The 15,924-nt window shown below is 72.0% G+C and carries 15 protein-coding genes; 9 read left to right on the top strand and 6 right to left on the bottom strand.

The features are described 5' to 3' along the window. Positions 1-289: 289 nt before the first annotated feature. Both ACFYZL_RS26260 and ACFYZL_RS26265 read left to right on the top strand, forming a co-directional pair. Complete coding sequence (locus ACFYZL_RS26260; RefSeq protein ID WP_385366805.1) at positions 290-829, top strand: ArsR/SmtB family transcription factor; 540 nt, start codon at positions 290-292, stop codon at positions 827-829. Next, complete coding sequence (locus tag ACFYZL_RS26265) at positions 826-2,205, top strand: MFS transporter (protein WP_388682295.1); 1,380 nt, start codon at positions 826-828, stop codon at positions 2,203-2,205. The genes ACFYZL_RS26260 and ACFYZL_RS26265 overlap by 4 nt, the downstream gene beginning before the upstream one ends. Here the strand turns inward: ACFYZL_RS26265 and ligA are convergent. Then, positions 2,202-4,277 (bottom strand): NAD-dependent DNA ligase LigA, encoded by a 2,076-nt coding sequence (gene ligA / locus ACFYZL_RS26270; RefSeq protein ID WP_384745165.1) that lies wholly within the window; start codon positions 4,275-4,277, stop codon positions 2,202-2,204. The two genes, ACFYZL_RS26265 and ligA, sit on opposite strands and share 4 nt — an antisense overlap. 217 nt (positions 4,278-4,494) lie before the next feature. Between ligA and ACFYZL_RS26275 the strand changes: the two genes are divergently transcribed. Further along, a complete protein-coding gene (locus ACFYZL_RS26275; protein ID WP_384745152.1) occupies positions 4,495-4,836 on the top strand; it encodes a HopJ type III effector protein in 342 nt (113 codons plus the stop codon). Between the two features lie 105 nt (positions 4,837-4,941). Here the strand turns inward: ACFYZL_RS26275 and ACFYZL_RS26280 are convergent, their stop codons facing one another. Then, positions 4,942-5,739 (bottom strand): hypothetical protein, encoded by a 798-nt coding sequence (locus ACFYZL_RS26280; RefSeq protein WP_388682298.1) that lies wholly within the window; start codon positions 5,737-5,739, stop codon positions 4,942-4,944. A 234-nt stretch (positions 5,740-5,973) separates the two neighbouring features. On the opposite strand from ACFYZL_RS26280, the gene ACFYZL_RS26285 reads away from it, so the two are divergent. Next, positions 5,974-7,392 (top strand): cellulase family glycosylhydrolase, encoded by a 1,419-nt coding sequence (locus ACFYZL_RS26285; RefSeq protein ID WP_388682301.1) that lies wholly within the window; start codon positions 5,974-5,976, stop codon positions 7,390-7,392. 80 nt (positions 7,393-7,472) lie between these two features. Here ACFYZL_RS26285 and ACFYZL_RS26290 read toward each other — a convergent pair whose 3' ends face one another. Continuing rightward, positions 7,473-8,297: an SGNH/GDSL hydrolase family protein gene (locus ACFYZL_RS26290; protein WP_388682303.1), complete on the bottom strand. Its 825-nt coding sequence runs from the start codon at positions 8,295-8,297 to the stop codon at positions 7,473-7,475. After that, positions 8,294-9,076 carry a hypothetical protein gene (locus ACFYZL_RS26295; RefSeq protein ID WP_388682305.1) on the bottom strand — a complete coding sequence of 261 codons (783 nt, stop codon included), beginning with the start codon at positions 9,074-9,076 and terminating at the stop codon, positions 8,294-8,296. Before ACFYZL_RS26295 ends, ACFYZL_RS26290 begins: the two co-directional genes overlap by 4 nt. 69 nt (positions 9,077-9,145) lie before the next feature. Between ACFYZL_RS26295 and ACFYZL_RS26300 the strand changes: the two genes are divergently transcribed. The 4 genes from ACFYZL_RS26300 to ACFYZL_RS26315 all read left to right on the top strand — a co-directional run bounded on the left by ACFYZL_RS26300 (position 9,146) and on the right by ACFYZL_RS26315 (position 12,716). Then, positions 9,146-9,646, top strand: a complete 501-nt coding sequence (locus ACFYZL_RS26300; protein ID WP_384745144.1) for a MarR family winged helix-turn-helix transcriptional regulator — start codon at positions 9,146-9,148, stop codon at positions 9,644-9,646. A gap of 239 nt (positions 9,647-9,885) precedes the next feature. Continuing rightward, on the top strand, positions 9,886-10,821 hold the full coding sequence (locus ACFYZL_RS26305; RefSeq protein WP_388682308.1) for an NADP-dependent oxidoreductase: 936 nt from the start codon (positions 9,886-9,888) through the stop codon (positions 10,819-10,821). Between the two features lie 120 nt (positions 10,822-10,941). Beyond that, complete coding sequence (locus tag ACFYZL_RS26310) at positions 10,942-11,547, top strand: GPP34 family phosphoprotein (protein ID WP_384745140.1); 606 nt, start codon at positions 10,942-10,944, stop codon at positions 11,545-11,547. Between the two features lie 161 nt (positions 11,548-11,708). Further along, positions 11,709-12,716, top strand: a complete 1,008-nt coding sequence (locus ACFYZL_RS26315) for a hypothetical protein (RefSeq protein WP_388682311.1) — start codon at positions 11,709-11,711, stop codon at positions 12,714-12,716. Positions 12,717-13,271: 555 nt separating this feature from the next. Here ACFYZL_RS26315 and ACFYZL_RS26320 read toward each other — a convergent pair. Continuing rightward, positions 13,272-14,189, bottom strand: a complete 918-nt coding sequence (locus tag ACFYZL_RS26320; RefSeq protein WP_388682313.1) for an NAD(P)-dependent oxidoreductase — start codon at positions 14,187-14,189, stop codon at positions 13,272-13,274. Positions 14,190-14,271: 82 nt separating this feature from the next. Between ACFYZL_RS26320 and ACFYZL_RS26325 the strand changes: the two genes are divergently transcribed. Then, the gene (locus ACFYZL_RS26325; RefSeq protein WP_384745136.1) at positions 14,272-14,643 is read left to right on the top strand and encodes a winged helix-turn-helix transcriptional regulator; all 372 of its coding nucleotides are present in this window, start codon (positions 14,272-14,274) and stop codon (positions 14,641-14,643) included. A gap of 93 nt (positions 14,644-14,736) precedes the next feature. Here ACFYZL_RS26325 and ACFYZL_RS26330 read toward each other — a convergent pair whose 3' ends face one another. Then, positions 14,737-15,882, bottom strand: a complete 1,146-nt coding sequence (locus ACFYZL_RS26330; RefSeq protein WP_384745134.1) for an epoxide hydrolase family protein — start codon at positions 15,880-15,882, stop codon at positions 14,737-14,739. Between the last annotated feature and the right edge of the window lie 42 nt (positions 15,883-15,924).

The following is a 15,924-nucleotide window of genomic DNA, read 5'->3' on the forward strand; positions in this document are numbered from 1 at the left end:
TCCCGACCCTGGACATGGGCGAGCGGCGGGCGAGATGCAACGCACTGCGGGGCGGGTTCCACCGGCCTGCCCTCATTCCGCCACCAACCAACCCCTGGCAAGCGGCTCCATCCGCCCTGACGCCGGCGCGTTCCCGAAGACCGCAGCCCTTGTCGGCGTGCGGTCCGGCGGGGGCGCGATGGTGTGTGCGGGGGCGCGGGCCACGTGCCGCGCATGGTGAACTCCCGGTTCCGGAAGTCTCGGTGAAAACCTCTTGCCCAATGGTCAAGAAACGTTGACCATTGTGTCCATGCCAACCGATGATCTTCCCGAGACGTTCCACGTCACCACGGACGAGCAGCTGCGCGCCGTCTCCAACCTCACGCGTCACCGGATCATGGCCGTGCTCCGTTTCGAGCCCGCGACGATCACGCAGATCGCCGATCGAGTGGGCCTCGCGAAAGGGAGTTCGAGCTACCACGTGCGGTTGCTGGAGCGGGCCGGCCTCGTGAAGGTGGTCCGGACCCGGAAGGTTCGTGGAGTCAACGAGCGGTACTACGCGATGGCCGCACGCTCGATCGTGCTGCCGGACCCGGGCGAGGGCGGCCCCGACATGCTGATGCGGCACGCCGTGGCGGACCTGGAGGCGGCGCCGGCGGACGACGAGCGGCACGTTCGGATGGCGCACCTGCGGCTCACCGACGAGCAGTTCGCGGAGCTGGGGGCGCGCCTGGAGGCACTCGCGGACGAGTACCGGGAGCTGTCCGATCCGTCGCTGCCGGACGCGTCGCTCGTCTTCGCACTGTTCCACCCGGCATCGGGCCGGCAGGCCGGCGGGGAGGCCAAGTGACCGCGGACGTTCAGAAGTTGCCGACCGGGTTCGGGCGGCTGTGGACCGCGCAGACGGTGTCCTCGCTCGGTGACGGGGTGACCCATGCGGCGCTGCCGCTGCTCGCGCTCACGCTGACGCGGGATCCGATGGCGCTCGCAGTCGTCACGGCCGCCGGAACGCTGCCGTGGCTGCTCTTCGGGGTGCTCGGCGGCGCGCTGGTGGACCGCTGGGACCGCCGGCGCACGATGTGGGTCACGGACGCGGCGCGTGCGGTCCTGCTCGCGATACCCGCGGCGGCGGCCCTGCTCGACGTGCTGGACATCGCGCTGCTCGCGACCGTCGCCTTCCTGCTCGGCCTCGGCGGACTCCTCTTCGACACGGCCGCCACGGCCTACCTGCCCGATCTGCTCGGCCGCGACCCGGTGCTCCTGGAGCGCGCCAACTCCCGCCTGCGCGGCACCCAGACGGCCGCGTCCGGCTTCGCCGGGCCGCCCGCGGGCAGCGCCCTGCTCGCGCTCGGGCGGGCGGTCCCGCTGTTCGCCGACGCGGTCTCGTTCGCGCTCTCCGCACTGCTCGTACGGTCACTGCCCGCCGTACCCCGGCCCGTACCGCAGGCCCGTGAGTCGCTGCTGCGCCAGGCGCGGGCCGGAGCCTCGTACGTGTTCCGGGACCGGTTGCTGCTCGGGCTCGCGCTGCGTCCGGCGGTCGGGAACGTCGCCTTCATCGCCGTGGAGACCGTACTCGCCCTCTTCGCGCACGAGCGCCTCGGCATCGGCACCTTCGGCTTCGGTCTGCTCCTCACCGCGGAGGCCACCGGCGGACTGCTCGGCGCGGGCATCGCTTCCTTCCTCGGCCGACGACTCGGCACCGGCACCGCGCTGACCTGCACGGCCGCGGTCGAGGGACTTGCCGTCCTCGGGCTCGCCGCCGCCCCGAACGCGTACGTCGCCGGCCTCGCGCTCGCCGTCTGCGGAGCGGGCATGGGAGCCACGATGGTGCTCGCCCCCTCCCTGCGGCAGACGATCGTCCCCGCCCATCTGATGGGCAGGGTCGCCTCCACCTCCCGCATGCTCGCCATGTGCGCCGCTCCGTTCGGTGCCTTCCTCGGCGGCTGGCTGGCCACCGCCTACGACATCCGCACCCCCCTCTACGCCGCCGCGGGGCTGCTCCTGGCGATGACGGCCATCACGGCGTCCATGACCGGCAACCGCCGCGTCGAAGCGGCGCTACGTGCCGCCGCTCAGGCGGCCGCCCCGACCGCCGCCCCGACCGGCGCCCCGGCCGGCGATCCGGATCGGCCGGAATCCCGGGATCCCGTTCACGAGGCTGCCGTTCAGGGCTCCGTGAGGTCGTCGGGGTCGTACGGCGGGGGGCCGACGGGCACGGACGGCTAGTCGGTCGGGAGGAGATCGGCGACGAGTACGGCGAATTCCTCGGGATCGAGGATGCGGATGCCCAGTTCTTCCGCCTTGGTGCGCTTGGAGCCGGCCTTCTCGCCCGCGACCAGGAGGGTGGTGCGCTTGGACACCGACGAGGACGCCTTTCCGCCGGCCCGTTCGATCAGCTCGTTCATCTCGTTGCGGGACAACAGAGCGAGGGGGCCGGTCATGGAGCCGGTCACCACGACGGCCTGTCCGACCAGCGGGCCGCGCGCCGAGTCCTCGCCGTCGTTCGTGGCGTCGGCGTCGGTCGCACCGGTCGTGTCGGTCTCGGGCTTCTGGGGCTCGGTGACCTGCGTGCCGACCTGCTGGGCCTGGAGCTTGTCGAGGAGCGGGGCGAGTTCGACGAGTTCGGCCGCGATGACGCGGGCCTTCTCGGTGCCGATGCCGTCGACCCCGGCCAGCGTCTCCGCGTCGGCGGCCCGGATGGCGGCCATCGAGCCGAAGTGCGCGGCGATCCGGCGGGACATCGTGCGCCCGGTGCCGCGGACGCCCAGCGCGCAGAACACGCGGTTCAACGCGGCCCCTCGGGCGGTCTCGATCGCGGTCAGGAGGTTGCCGGCGCTGGTCTCCCCCATCCGCTCCAGACCGAGGAGCTGCTCGCGGGTCAGCGTGAACAGGTCGGCGACGTCCTTGACGAGACCGGACTCCACCAGCTGGATCGCACGCGTGCCGCCGAGACCTTCGATGTCGAGCTGGTCCCGACCGGCCGCGTAGATCACCGAGGCCACGGCCTGACAGCTCCGGCCGCGCACGCACCGCCACCGCTGCTCGGAGGTGTCGATCCCGTCGCCACAGCGGGGGCACGCCTCGGGGAAGACGATCGGGCTCTCGGCGCCGGTGCGCTGGTCGACCAGCGGTGCCTCGACCCGGGGGATCACATCGCCGGCCCGGTACACGAACACCTGGTCCCCGATCATGAGCCCGCGGCGGGTGATGTCGGACGGATTGTGGAGGGTGGCGTAGGTGACCGTCACCCCGTCGATGACCACGGGCTCCAGGACTGCGCGCGGGGCGATGATCCCGGTCCGGCCGACGTTCCACTCGACCGCGAGCAGGCGGGTCACCTTGTGTTCGGCCGCCAGCTTCCGGGCCACCGCCCACCTCGGGGCGCGCGAGCCGTTGCCGGCCTGGCGCTGGTCCTCGGCGGTGTCGGCCTTGACGACGACACCGTCGATCCCGAACGGCAGGTCTCCGCGCAGGCCGGCGATCACGTCGATGCGTTCCTGTACCTGCTCCACCGTCTCGCAGCGCATCGGAGCGGCTGCCGTAGTGGCGGCGGTGTTCGCGCCGAGCGCGGCCAGCTTCTCCAGCAGGGCGACGTGACCGAGGTCGTCCAGGCCGATCGCGCCGTAGGCGAAGAAGGTCAACTCGATCCGGTAGGGGCGGTCCTTGGCCCGCAGGGTGCCGGCCGCTCCGCTGCGCGGGTGAGCGAAGGGCGTGGCCTCGTGGGCGAGCCGGATCCGGTTGGCCTCCTCGAACTGCGCGGTCGTCAGCAGCACCTCGCCGCGCAACTCGACGTCGATCGGCTCCGTGAGTACCGGCGGCAGACCGAGGACGGCGTCGGCGGCGTGCGTGATGTCCTCACCGGCCAGGCCGTCGCCGCGGGTGAGGACCTGGACGAGCCGGCCGCCCCGGTAGCGGGCGGCCACCGCGAGGCCGTCGAGCTTCGGCTCCACGCACCACCCGGTCACGGGGTGCCCGAGACGTCGTTCCAGCCCCTCGGCCCACTCGGCGAGCTCGTCGGCGTCGAAGACGTTGTCGAGGGAGAGCATCGGCACCGAGTGCGGCACGTCACCCTGTACGGCCCCGCCCGCCACCTTTCCGGTCGGCGACTCGGCGAGCGCCTCGTCCGGATGGGCCTCCTCGTAGGCCGCGATGGCGCGCAGCAGCCCGTCGTACTCGTCGTCGCCGAGCGGGGTGGTCCCGTCGCCGTAGTACGCGGCCGACGCCGCCACGGCGGTGGTGACGGCCTCCGCGTAGGCGGCCGGAGAGAGCAGGGCACTGTTTTCGGTCATGGAGGTCATCATGCTGCCCGGCACTGACAACGCCGCCGCCCGAGCCCGCCGTGCCGCGGCCCTCGACCACCCGGCCCTCGGCGGGTCGCCCGGTCGCATGTCGTGACCTGCGCAGATGCCGCTCGTTCCGATATGTGGCGCGTTCTGAGCCACCGGCCTCGAGAAGGGTATGGTCGTCCGGTCACGGACGGCAATCGGATCGTCTGTCCAACCCAGGGGAGCCGACATGTCTGATTTGAACTCGCTGCGGGCAAGCCTTGCGTCGGGTGAGCACGAGTTCGCCGAGACCTTGGCCTTCGTCGCCGCGCATTACGAGTACCAGCCGCAGGCGTTCCGCAACGGCGATCTGGAGAACGCCGCGGGTGAGAACGAGGGTTCCTGCAAGACGCTGGGACTGGCCCTGCTGGAAGGACTGAGCGACCAGGAAGCGCTGCTGGCCTTCGGTGAGTACTACCGCGGTGTGCTGGCGACGCCGAACGACACCGATCACGGGAACATCCGCAACCTCGTGGCCCACGGCCTGGCCGGAGTGAACTTCGCCGGGCAGCCGCTGACCCGCAAGAGCTGAGCCGGGCGATCCGGTCGCACGCCGGCGGTCACGACCACCACCCCGTGGCGGTACGGGACCACCGGGCGGCCGGCGCAGCGGGATCGGCCGACCGACCGTGGACGTTCACTTCGTGCCGGCGGGAATCTCGTACGCGGGGCGCGTCCGGAGCCAGTACGAGCGGGCCGCGACGACCAAGGCGACGCCGTAGACGGCGAAGACGGTCATGCCGATCCAGCCGACCAGCAGCGCGTCGCCCGAGGAGTGGAAGTCGCCGCGCCGCATCGTCGTCACTCCGGACGTGGCCAGGGCGAGGTAGCCGATTCCGACGACCCCGTACGGGGCGAGCGTGGCGGCGCCGAGCAGGGCCGGTGTGAGCGGGAGCCAGCGCGGTACCCGCCGGCCTCGCAGGAACAGTGTCCAGCGGGGGAAGACCTGCCCCCAAGGGCGTACCAGGCCCCAGAGCAGGAAGACGCCGAGCGCGGCCGGCAGCGCGGTGGGATCCAGGCCCCAGGACTCCAGGGTGAGGAAGATCCCCGAGGCGCCGTTCCGCTGCGAGAGCGCGAGCACCTCCTCACCGGTGGTTCCCGCGAACGTCCCGCCGAAGGCCCAGAGCAGTTTCATCGCGGCGTACGGGACGAAGGCCAGCGTCCCCGCCCAGGCGACGCGTTGGGCGATCCGCGACCCGGCGGACGGCGCTCGTACCGCGGTGCGGGACGGCCGCCGGTCGGACCGGGCGGTGGCCGCGAGCAGGACCGCCCCGATCGCCGCGAGGGCGTTGTTCGCAGCGGAGGCCCCGTTGTCCACGCCCTGGCCGAACACCAGCGTGATCACGTCCATGAGCAGGCTGAACGCGCTGATCCCGGCCAGGGCGCAGAGCACCCAGAGCAGCACTCCCAGCGCCGGCCGCGGTCCGTACAGCACGACCGCTCCGCTCACCGACGCCGCGGCGACGCCCACCGCCGCAACCGCCCACCCCAGTCCCCGAGACTCCTCCCCCATCCAGGTGAGGCGGCGGTTCCGGGAGTCCAGCCATCCGCGAAGGAAGCCCGTCTCATCAACTCACGCGAAATGATGGGAACTTGAGTCACCCATCAGTAACATCCCACCGGCCAGTAGCACGCCGTCCGAGAATCCACCCTCGAAAGGGTCTCCTGCATGCGCCGGACCTCCCGTTTCGCCCCCGTCGCCCTCGGCGTGGCGGCCCTCCTGCTCGGCGTCCTGCCCGCGCAGGCCCAGGCCCACCCCGGCCGCGGCCCCGACCGTGTCACGGTCGGGGACCGCACCTTCATCGCCGACGGCCAGGGCCGCGCGCTGCAGTGGCGCGGCTTCAACCTCGCCGACAAGAGCAGCCGAGGTGCCGACGCGTTCGCCGACATCCACGAGAGCGACCTCAAGGACATGTCCGCCCGGGGCTTCAACCTCGCCCGCCTGGCGTTCTTCTGGGACGACCTCGAACCCACCCCCGGTCACTACGACCGCGGTTACCTCGCCAAGATGCGGCGCATCCTCGACTGGGCGGACCGCTACCACGTCAAGGTCGTCCTCGACGCCCACCAGGACGTTTACGGACCGCACTTCGGCTCCCGTGGTGTGCCCGACTGGGCGACCCGCGACGAGGGGTTGCCGTTCCATCCGATACCCGAGGACTGGTTCTCCGAGTACTTCGAGCCGTCCGTACAGGCCGCCTTCGACCACCTGTACAAGGACGCGGACCTCCGCGCCGCGCACGCCCGCATGTGGATGACGGTCGCCTCTTCCCTGGGCGGGCACCCGGCACTGCTCGGCTACGACCTGATGAACGAGCCGTTCGCGAGGTTCCTCGAAGGCGAGGACCTTCCTGCCGCCGCGGCCCGTTTCGAGGCCGGCGAGCTCACCGAGATGTGGAACCGCCTCGCCCGGTCGGTCCGCCTGGTCGACCGCACGTCATGGGTGTTCGTCGAGCCCACCGTCATCGTGGGCCTCGGCGTCCCCACCCGGATGGGGCCGATCGACGACCCGCACGCCGGGTACGCGCCGCACTTCTACGAGACCGGGATGGAAACCGGCGCCGACTACGACCCGGGCGGCGCCTTCATCCCCGCCTACGAGGCCGCGATCAGCGACTATCCGACCCGCAACCGCATGCCGGTGATCGTCGGGGAGTGGGGCGGCAACCCCTACGTTCCGCACGCGAGCCAGTTCGTGACCGACATGACGGCCTCTCTCGAGCGCTTCTCCAGCGGCTGGACGTGGTGGCAGTGGTGCCGGGGCGGCGGCTACTGCTTCCTCGACCAGACGGGCGCGGTGAAGCCGAACGCCCGACTGCTCGTCCAGCCCTACGCGCGGGCCGTCGCGGGTGACCCGCTCGGCTACGCGTACGACCCGGCCACACGCACCTACACCCTCACCTTCCGCACCCGCGACAACGCCGAGGGACCCACCGAGATCACCGTGCCCAAGGACACCTACCCGAACGGGTACCGCGTCAGGGTCCGAGGCGGCAACGCCAGGTGGGACGGTCACGGCCAGACCGTGACCGTGACCACCCGCGGAAGGACCGGAACCACCTACGAGGTCACCGTCGGCCCGAGGTAGCCCATCCCCGAGCCCTCACTCCGGAACCACGCCCGCTGCCCCCGTACCGACGGAGCGGGCGTGGTCGACCGGCGAGCTCGTCATCTCCGGGCGGACCCCGGCCCGAACGCGTCCAACACCGCCGCCGCGACGCGCTGTTGACCGGCCGCGGTGAGGTGGACGCCGTCCTCCTCCCAGTGGCCGTGCGCGGCGGCCCGGGTGTCGACCGTGACGTCGGGCTCGGCGAGCAGGAGTTCCGCGACGGCGTCGAGGTCCGCGGCGGCCCAGTCGAGACCGGCCCGCCGGAAGTGCACGTACCGCGCGACCCGCCCGGGATCGACGCCGGTCGGGGTGAGCCAGACCCACCGGGCCCCGGTCCGCCGTACCGTCAGGTCCCGCAGGGCCCGCAGGGTGCGGCGGGTCTCGGCGGCGGCGACCAGCGGGATCCCGTCCAGCCTCTGGACGTCGTTCGCCCCCAGCATGCACAGCACCCAGTCGGGCCGCTGGAACGCGAGCAGCGGGAGGTTGGCCAGGGCCTGGGTCGTCGTACTGCCGGTGACGGCCAGGTTGGTGAGGCGGATGTCTTCCGGGAGCAGGTGCCGCAGGATCTCGAACCAGGACAACCGGTCGGCGGTGGTGCTCTCGCCCACGGCCACGACGTGTTCACCCGGTCGGAACGGCAGGCCGGCCAGGCGTGCGGTCGATCCCGGCGCGGCCGCGAGAGCGGCGGCGGCCGCGCGGTTCCGCTCGTCGAACCGGTCCAGGTGCCTCCGGTAGTCGGCGGGGTCGAGCCCGAACAGGGCCCCGAGCGCGGCCTCGTCGGGGGCCGGGCCGAGGTGGCGCAGGACCTTCTCGGGCTGGTGGAAGCGGAGCATCCGTTCCGCCGGGTCGTGAGCGGGGGCGCGGTCGGTGGTGGCGTTCGTCATGACGGTCGGACCTCCGTACGGACACGGCGGCGCGGCAGCAGGAACCCTGCCGCGATCAGCCACAGCAGACCGGCGAACCGGGCGATCGGCAGCAGCAGGGCGGCGCCGTCGGCCAGCAGGACCAGCGTGGACAGTTCGGCGACCGCCGCGACGGCCAGCCCCGCGACGGAGAGGGCGCGCGGGAGCAGGCCGGCGAGCAGCCCCGGTACGGCGATCCCGGCGACCAGCAGCCCCAGCAGGACGACGTGGCCGGGCCCGCCGAGCCCGAAGGCCAGGTACTGCAGGGCCCGTACGACTTCGCCGTGACCGGCTACCTCGGGCCGGGACAGCACCCAGGTGACCAGTCCGCAGCAGGCGAGGAAGGCCGAGGCGAGGACGCCTCCGGCGAGGGCGATGGTGGCACCGGGGGCACGGACGCCGAGCTTGTTCAGCCGCGCCGAGACGGTCGCGGCGTAGATCGCGAGCGGCACCGAGGCCGCGAACTGCAGGGCCCCGGAGACACGGACCGCGCCGGTGTGGTCGCGGAAGTAGGCGGTCACCGAGTCGGTGGAGCCGAAGGGCGAGGGGAAGGGGTCCCCGCCCGCGAGGACGGTACTGATCACGAGCCCGGCGAGGAAGAGGGCGGTGAAGACCACGGCGAGGATGCCGGGCGGCGGCCCGGCCTGCGGGTCGCGGCGACTGTGAGACTCCCGCGCGACGGTCGCCGGGGTGGCGGTCGCCGGGCCGACTGTCCCTGGGGCGGCTGTCTCTGAGGGGGCTGTCTCTGGGGTGGTGGTCACGGCAGAATCCGTTCTCTCTAGTTAATCGTTCACCACGGAGAATCATTTTGCGTGGCTTACGATAGGCCGATGAACAGCCCTCGGCAACCGCATACGACGGGCTCCGCCCCGGCCCCCGGGCCGCGCGGGGCCGCGTTCCTCCTCGCCCAGATCGGCGCGCACGCCGCCGGACGCTTCGCCGAACGCGTCGGCCACCTGGGACTGACCCCGGCGGACGTCGGACTGCTGCGCATGGTCGCCGGGCAGCCGGGGCGCAGCCAGCGGTCCCTCGCCGAGGACCTGGGCGTCGTACCGAGCCGTGTCGTCGCGCTCATCGACGGCCTGGAGGGCAAGGACCTCGTCGAACGGCGGCGCAGCGCCGAGGACCGGCGCAACTACGAACTCCACCTCACGGCGGAGGGCAAACGCACCCTCGGCGCGGTCTCCCGGGCGGCCGCGGCCCACGAGGACGCCCTGCTCGCCGCCCTCGACCCGGAGCAGCGCGCGCACCTCCTCGGCCTGCTCGAACGCGTCGCGGCCGAACAGGAACTGACCCCCGGAGTCCACCCCGGCTACCGCACCCGCGGGTGAGGTCCGCGCGGGAACCCGACCCGGGGCGGCCGGTGGAGGACTGCGCCGAACGTGTCGCGCACGGCGGCGGTGCGGACAGCCTCGGCCCTCGAAGCGGCCCGGTGACGTAGAAACGCACCAGCGTGCCGCCTCGGGGCCCACGGTCCCGGGGCGTCGGCAGACAAGTGACCGCCTCCGCCCGTGTGCCGTGCGGCGTCGTCGGTACGGCTCCGGTACGGCCCCAGCTCAGGGAATCGCCCGTGAAAGCCCTCGTCGCCACCGACTACCAACCGCTCGACCGCCTGACCATCGCCGAGCTGCCGAAGCCGGCCGCGGGACCGGGCGAGGTCGTGGTCAAGGTCGAAGCAGCCGCACTCAATCCGCTCGATCTCATGCTGGTCACGGGGGCCGCGAAGGACCTCTTTCCGGTCGAGCACCCGCTGGTCGTCGGTATGGACATGGCCGGAACCGTGGTGGAGGCCGGTGCCGGGGTCAGCGGGTACGCGCCCGGCGATCGGGTGCTGGGGTTCGTCGGCCAGGTGGGTTCCGTGGCGGAGTACACGGTGGCCACACCGGGTCCCCGGCTGGCCCATCGGCCGCAGGACCTGGACGCCGTCCACGCGGCCGCGATTCCGGAGTCCGGCATGACCGCGGTCTGCCTGCTGCGGGCGGTCGGCCTGACCGAGGGCGAGAGCGTGCTGGTGATCGGGGCCACCGGGGGAATCGGCCTGTACGCCGTGCAGCTCGCACACGCGCTCGGAGCCCGCGTGATCGCCACGGCCACCGCCCAGGACGCGGACTACATCCGCGAGCTGGGTGCCGCCGAGACCGTCGACTACCGGGATGCCGACGTGGTGGAGGGGACGCTGAAGCTGGTGCCGGAAGGAGTCGACGTGGTCGTCGACCTGATCAACCGCGGCGAGGGGTTGGCCGGTACCGCACGGGCGGCCAGGCCGGGCGGCAGGCTGGTGTCCCCGCTGTTCGGCCCGGATGAGCTGGACCGCGGCGTGATCCCGGTCTACATCGGCTCGTTCGTCCCGGAGCCGGGCGACCTGGAGGATCTCGCCGGCCGGGCCGCGAACGGCGGTCTGCGCGTGGAGATCGGTGCCCGCTACCCGTTCGACGACGCCGTGCGGGCGGTCGCCGACTTCGCCGGCAAGCACATCAGGGGAAAGGTCGTCGTCACCCTCCCCTGAGGTCGGTCGCCGCGCCTGCGCGACTCGATGCACCACGAGGCGACGAGGTGATACTTGACCCGCACCCGCACCCGCCTCGACGACGAGAGGCTGGTTCGGCCGATCACGAGGGAGCCCTTCATGTACACGGCGCAAGACCTGTTCATCATCGCCCTGGAGGCTCCGCCGGAGCGCCCCGTGGGGCAGGGCGACCTGTCTCTGGCCCTCGCGGGCGCCGAACTGATCGATCTCCTCGGGGCGGAGACCGTCGCGCTGGACGAGGACCTCATCGTGCCGGGCCCGCAGTGGGCGCAGGCGGACCGGTTGCTCGAGGGGGCGGCATCGACGCTCGTCCGGCAGGAGCCGTACGAGCGCGTCGAGGACTGGCTGTGGCGCAGGGGCCGCGACCTGTCCGCCTCCTACCAGAACGTGTTCGAGGAGGAAGGCCTGCTGACGCGTGCGCGGCGCGGCCGTCTGTCCTTCGGGGCCGAACACGTGGAACTCGTCGACACGCCGGCCCGGCGGCGGGCTCAGGAGCGCCGGGAGGAGGACGAACCCGTCCTCCGGGCCCTCGCCGTGGCCATCGGAATCCGTCGCGGACCGTCCGAGGACGCTCCCGGGCCGGGCGGCGAGGCGGTGACGACCGTGCTGGCCGCCGTCCACGACGCCGTGATGGAACTGGAGGCGGTGCGCCAGCGGAGGACCATCGAGAACGCGGCCTTCTCCAACGTCTGGCGGGCCCCTTGAACTCCGTGCCGTGACCCCTTCCGCCCGCGGGGGCGCCGTCGCCGCACAACTCCGGTACGAGACCGGGACGTTGTCGTCACGATCCCGGGCTGGACGTTGTGGCCGAAAGCCGGCTGAGTGGAAACAACACCCAGCGCGCTGACACGGGAGGGCCTGGCGCCATGAGCGATGGCAGAGGCGGGCCGGACGTGCCTCGTCCGGACGAGAACGCGGGGGCGGCCGCTCACGCGGAGGGCATCGATTCACCCGGGACGAACACGCCCCACGGGACCACGCCGGGCGCCGGTGGCGGATTCACGGATCCGACCCCGGGCCGGGAAGGAATCATCGTCCAGGGCGGACGCACGGCCTCCGGCTTCCACGATTCGACGCGGGCCATCGGTCCGAAGCAGGACGACCCGCGCGCCATCGGACCCAAGCAAGACGACCCGCGCGCCATCGGACCCAAGCAGGACGACCCCCGGACGGTCGGGCACGGCATCATCGTCCAGGGTGGGCGCACCGGGCACCCCGGTGCGAAGGCGCGTCAGAAGCGGGCCAGGCCGAAGAGGAAGACCATGGCCCTGGTCATCGGCGGCATCCTGGTGGCCGTCGTCGGCGGGGCGGTCGTGGGACGGCAGCTGGGCCACGACCCGGCCACCGTCGCGCCGCAGGCCGCGGCGACGCCCAGCGGTGTCGCCTCGGCCCCCGCTTCCGGCCCCTCGGTCTCCCCCGGTGACACCGCACCGGCGACCGCTCCCAGCGGCAGCGCCCCGGCCCCGGGCGCCGGCGCGGAGTCCCCGTCGCCCGTCGCCTCCACCTCGCCCTCGCACGGCGCCTCGCCCGGCCGGTCTACCCCCTCCGCGCAGCCGAAGCCGTCGAATACGCCCGCTCCGGCCGCCCTGCCCGTACTGGCGCTGCGTCCGAGCAGCGTCCAGGAGTACTGCGCCAACGGCGAGTGGCCGCACACCCTGGTGGTGCGCAACAGCGGCAGCGGGCATCTGAACTGGTCCGTCGGCCGGCTGCCCCAAGGGGTCACCGTCAGCCAGAGCGACGGCTCCCTCGACGCCGACGGCTCCCAGGTGCTCACGCTGGGCGGTCGCACGGAGCAGCAGCCCGCGAACGGCAGGTTCACGATCGCCTTCACCAGCAACGGCGGCAACGGCCAGGTGACCGTCACCTGCGCCTGACAGGCGGACCTGCGCGTTCCACGGCGGAGAGGACCCGTACCCGTGCCGGCCGCGCGGGAGCCGACCCGAAGCCGAAGCGCAGCTCCCCCGGGTCCGTACGCCGGTCATCATGCGGGCGGGGACGTCGGCCATGACCGCCCACAGCGGTCGCCGGGCGAGCCGCCGCGGGACGACCCGCAGCGCGAGGCCGAGGGGGCTGCGGCGGCCGACGGTGAAGGACAGGACCAGGGGCCCTGCCGCGACGTCCCACACCCCGTCGCCCCTGCACACGCTCACCGGGCCCGTCCGGACCTCGTCGAAGTGGCAGACGGCCGCGACGTACTCCGCGGTGCGCGAGGTGGGTGCCGGCAGCATGCGCCGGCCGTCGGCACGTTCCGGCATCACGTCGCTGAACGGCCGGAAGGGCGATCGGGGCCGGTGACCGACGACCCCGCGCGTGCCGGATGCCGTTCCGACGGCTGCGATCCAGCCGCCGAAGCCCAGCCGTTCACGTTGCACTCCACTCAGGTACCCCCGGCCTCGTATGCAGGGGGCCGGTCCGCACCCGCCCGGGGGTCAGCGCGGTCCCCGGATGCCGTCGATGATGCGGGTCCAGTTGTCACCGCCGTGCCCGTCCTTGATCGCACGCTGGTAGTGGGCCTGCACGGCGAGGGGAAGCGCGAGGTCGAGGCCGAGCGACGCGCTCGTCTCGACGATGTGGTCAGACGTCGCACCCATCATGGTGACCGTGCTGAGCTCACCGGGATGCTCGCCCGCGTCGAGCGCGGTGCCCGGGTGCTCCTCACCCGCCCTCAGGATGGCGCCGATCGAGTCTGCCGAGGAGAGCAGCTCGGGGAGCGCTTCCTTGGCTTCCATTCCGGCGGTGCCCAGCATCGCGGTGGCGTGCATCAGAGCGGACAGGGTGGTGAGGAACACCGTGAGTTGGGCCTGGTACATCATCTGGGCGAGCCCGGGGTCTTCGCCCAGGTACTTCGGGGTTCCGAGCAAGCTCACGGTCGTGAGGTGACCCTGCAAGGCCTCGGCGCGGCCGCTGTAGTAGACGTGGGCCGCCGACGTGCCGACCATCGGCGCAGGGACCATCACACCTCCGGTGAGGAAGGTGGCGCCGTGGTCCGCCGCCCAGGCCGCCGCCTCGCGCGTGCGTTCGGGTGTGTCGGAGCTCAGGTTGAGCAGCGTCCGGCCGGCGAGCGATCCGGCGGCGCCGTCGAGGACGTCGTACATCGCCTGGTAGTCGGTGAGGCTGAGGATCACGAGGCCGCCGGCCTCGACCGCCTCGACTGCCTCGACGGGTGTCGCCGCGAGGCTCGCTCCGGCGCCGACGACCTCGTCGGCCCTGCTCGGAGTGCGGTTCCATACGGTGACCGGGTGGCCGGCGGCGAGGAGGGTGCGGGTCATCGCCTGGCCCATCGGGCCGAGCCCGATCATGGTCACGGGGCTGTTCTGGCTGGTGGTGGATTCCTGTCGTTCGTTCACCTCTTCATGCTCGGAGAGCGCCGCTAATCTCGGAAGTACCCACTGTTTTCTGCGGTACTTACCTTTTAGTAAGGGGGCGGAGATGGCCAAGGCTCCGAGGAACGGGCCTTACATCTGCGGCATCGACGCTGCGCTCGACGTGGTGAGCGGCAAGTGGAAGGGGTTGATCCTCTGGGAGCTGGAGACGCATCGCGTACGCCGCTTCGCCGAACTCCGCCGGGGTCTGCCGGGTGTGAGCGAGAAGATGTTGACGCAGCATCTGCGTGAGATGGAGGCGGACGGCCTCGTGCACCGGGAGGTCTTCGCCGAGGTGCCACCGCGGGTGGAGTACTCCCTGACCGAGCACGGACGCACGCTCAACCAGGCGCTCGGACCTCTCGGCGACTGGGGGGTCGAGCGGATGCGCCGCGAGGGTTCCGAAAGGGTCGCCGTCGACGAGACCTCACGCGTCTGAGCATCCCGGCCGCCCGACCCGGGCGGCCGACCCGGGCGGCCGGGCCTGCACCGCCCGTCCCCTGGAATGGCCGGACGTTCTCCTGGGCGTGCGTCAGCCGGTGAGCGTGCCGAAGAAGGCCCGGACGTCGGTGACGAACGCTTCGGGCTGCTCCAGCGCGAGGAAGTTGCCGCCGCGTTCCAGCTCGGTCCAGTGGGTGATGTTGTGCTCCCGTTCGGCGAAGCGCCGGATGGCGACGTCGGTGTGCAGGGCGACGGCGACACCGGTCGGGACGGTGCCGCGCGCCTTCGGGGCCCATGCACTCGCGTCGTGACCCGCCTCGTAGTAGAGGTTCGCGGAGGAGCCGGCCGTGCCGCTGAACCAGTAGACGCTGATGTTCGTCAACAGGCGGTCGCGGCCCACGGCGTCCTCGGGGAGTTCGGCGGCCGGATCCGTCCACTCCTTGAACTTCTCGACGATCCAGGCGAGTTGACCAACCGGTGAATCGTGAAGTCCATGGGCGAGGGTCTGCGGGCGGGTGGACTGGATCGCGTTGAAGCCCATCTTGTCCTGCTGGAAGTCCTCCAGCCGGGCGAGGCGCTCCTGTTCGGGCCCGTTGAGCCCCTCGAATTCGGCGGGGTCTCCGGAGGGGAAGGTGATCAGGCCGTTGACGTGGATGCCGATGACCCGATCGGGTGCCCGGCGCCCCATCTCGGCGGCGATCCAGGCGCCGCCTCCCGTTCCCTGAACGCCGTACGAGCCGTGGCCGAGCCGGTCCATCAGCTCGACGAACGCGCCGGCGATGCGTCCGGTGTTCCATCCGGCCTCGCCGAGCGGACCGGAGAATCCGGTGCCGGGCGTCGACGTCACGATGACGTGGAAGTCCGCCGCCAGCGGTCGGATCACCTCGACGAACTGTACGAACGAGCAGGGCCAGTCGTGCAGCAGGAGCAGGGGGACGGCGGCCGGATTCTGCGAGCGGACGTGCAGGAAGTGGATGTTCTGGCCGTCGATCTCGGTGGTGAACTGGGGGAACTCGTTGAGTTCCGCCTCCGCCTTGCGCCAGTCGAACCCGTCTGCCCAGTACGCGGCCAGGGCCTTGAGGTAGTCGGTGGGCACTCCCCGGCTCCAGCCGGTGCCGGGGATCTCGCCGCCCCAGCGGGTACGGGCCAGCCTGTCGTGCAGGTCGTCGAGCTCGTCCTGCGCGACGTCGATGCGGTACGGGTGGATCCGGGCGTCGGTGCTGCTGCTGATCTCCATGTGTGAAACAGTATTCTCGATATAGGCACGTTCCGTTCCCAA

This window comes from Streptomyces sp. NPDC001717, from assembly GCF_042892775.1.
In the GTDB taxonomy this organism is placed as follows: domain Bacteria; phylum Actinomycetota; class Actinomycetes; order Streptomycetales; family Streptomycetaceae; genus Streptomyces.

Coding starts and splice junctions, on each gene's coding strand:
- ACFYZL_RS26260 (WP_385366805.1), top strand. CDS start 290: ATGCCAACCGATGATCTTCCCGAGACGTTCCACGTCACCACGGACGAG.
- ligA (WP_384745165.1), bottom strand. CDS start 4,277: ATGACCTCCATGACCGAAAACAGTGCCCTGCTCTCTCCGGCCGCCTAC.
- ACFYZL_RS26275 (WP_384745152.1), top strand. CDS start 4,495: ATGTCTGATTTGAACTCGCTGCGGGCAAGCCTTGCGTCGGGTGAGCAC.
- ACFYZL_RS26285 (WP_388682301.1), top strand. CDS start 5,974: ATGCGCCGGACCTCCCGTTTCGCCCCCGTCGCCCTCGGCGTGGCGGCC.
- ACFYZL_RS26290 (WP_388682303.1), bottom strand. CDS start 8,297: ATGACGAACGCCACCACCGACCGCGCCCCCGCTCACGACCCGGCGGAA.
- ACFYZL_RS26300 (WP_384745144.1), top strand. CDS start 9,146: ATGAACAGCCCTCGGCAACCGCATACGACGGGCTCCGCCCCGGCCCCC.
- ACFYZL_RS26310 (WP_384745140.1), top strand. CDS start 10,942: ATGTACACGGCGCAAGACCTGTTCATCATCGCCCTGGAGGCTCCGCCG.
- ACFYZL_RS26315 (WP_388682311.1), top strand. CDS start 11,709: ATGAGCGATGGCAGAGGCGGGCCGGACGTGCCTCGTCCGGACGAGAAC.
- ACFYZL_RS26325 (WP_384745136.1), top strand. CDS start 14,272: ATGGCCAAGGCTCCGAGGAACGGGCCTTACATCTGCGGCATCGACGCT.
- ACFYZL_RS26330 (WP_384745134.1), bottom strand. CDS start 15,882: ATGGAGATCAGCAGCAGCACCGACGCCCGGATCCACCCGTACCGCATC.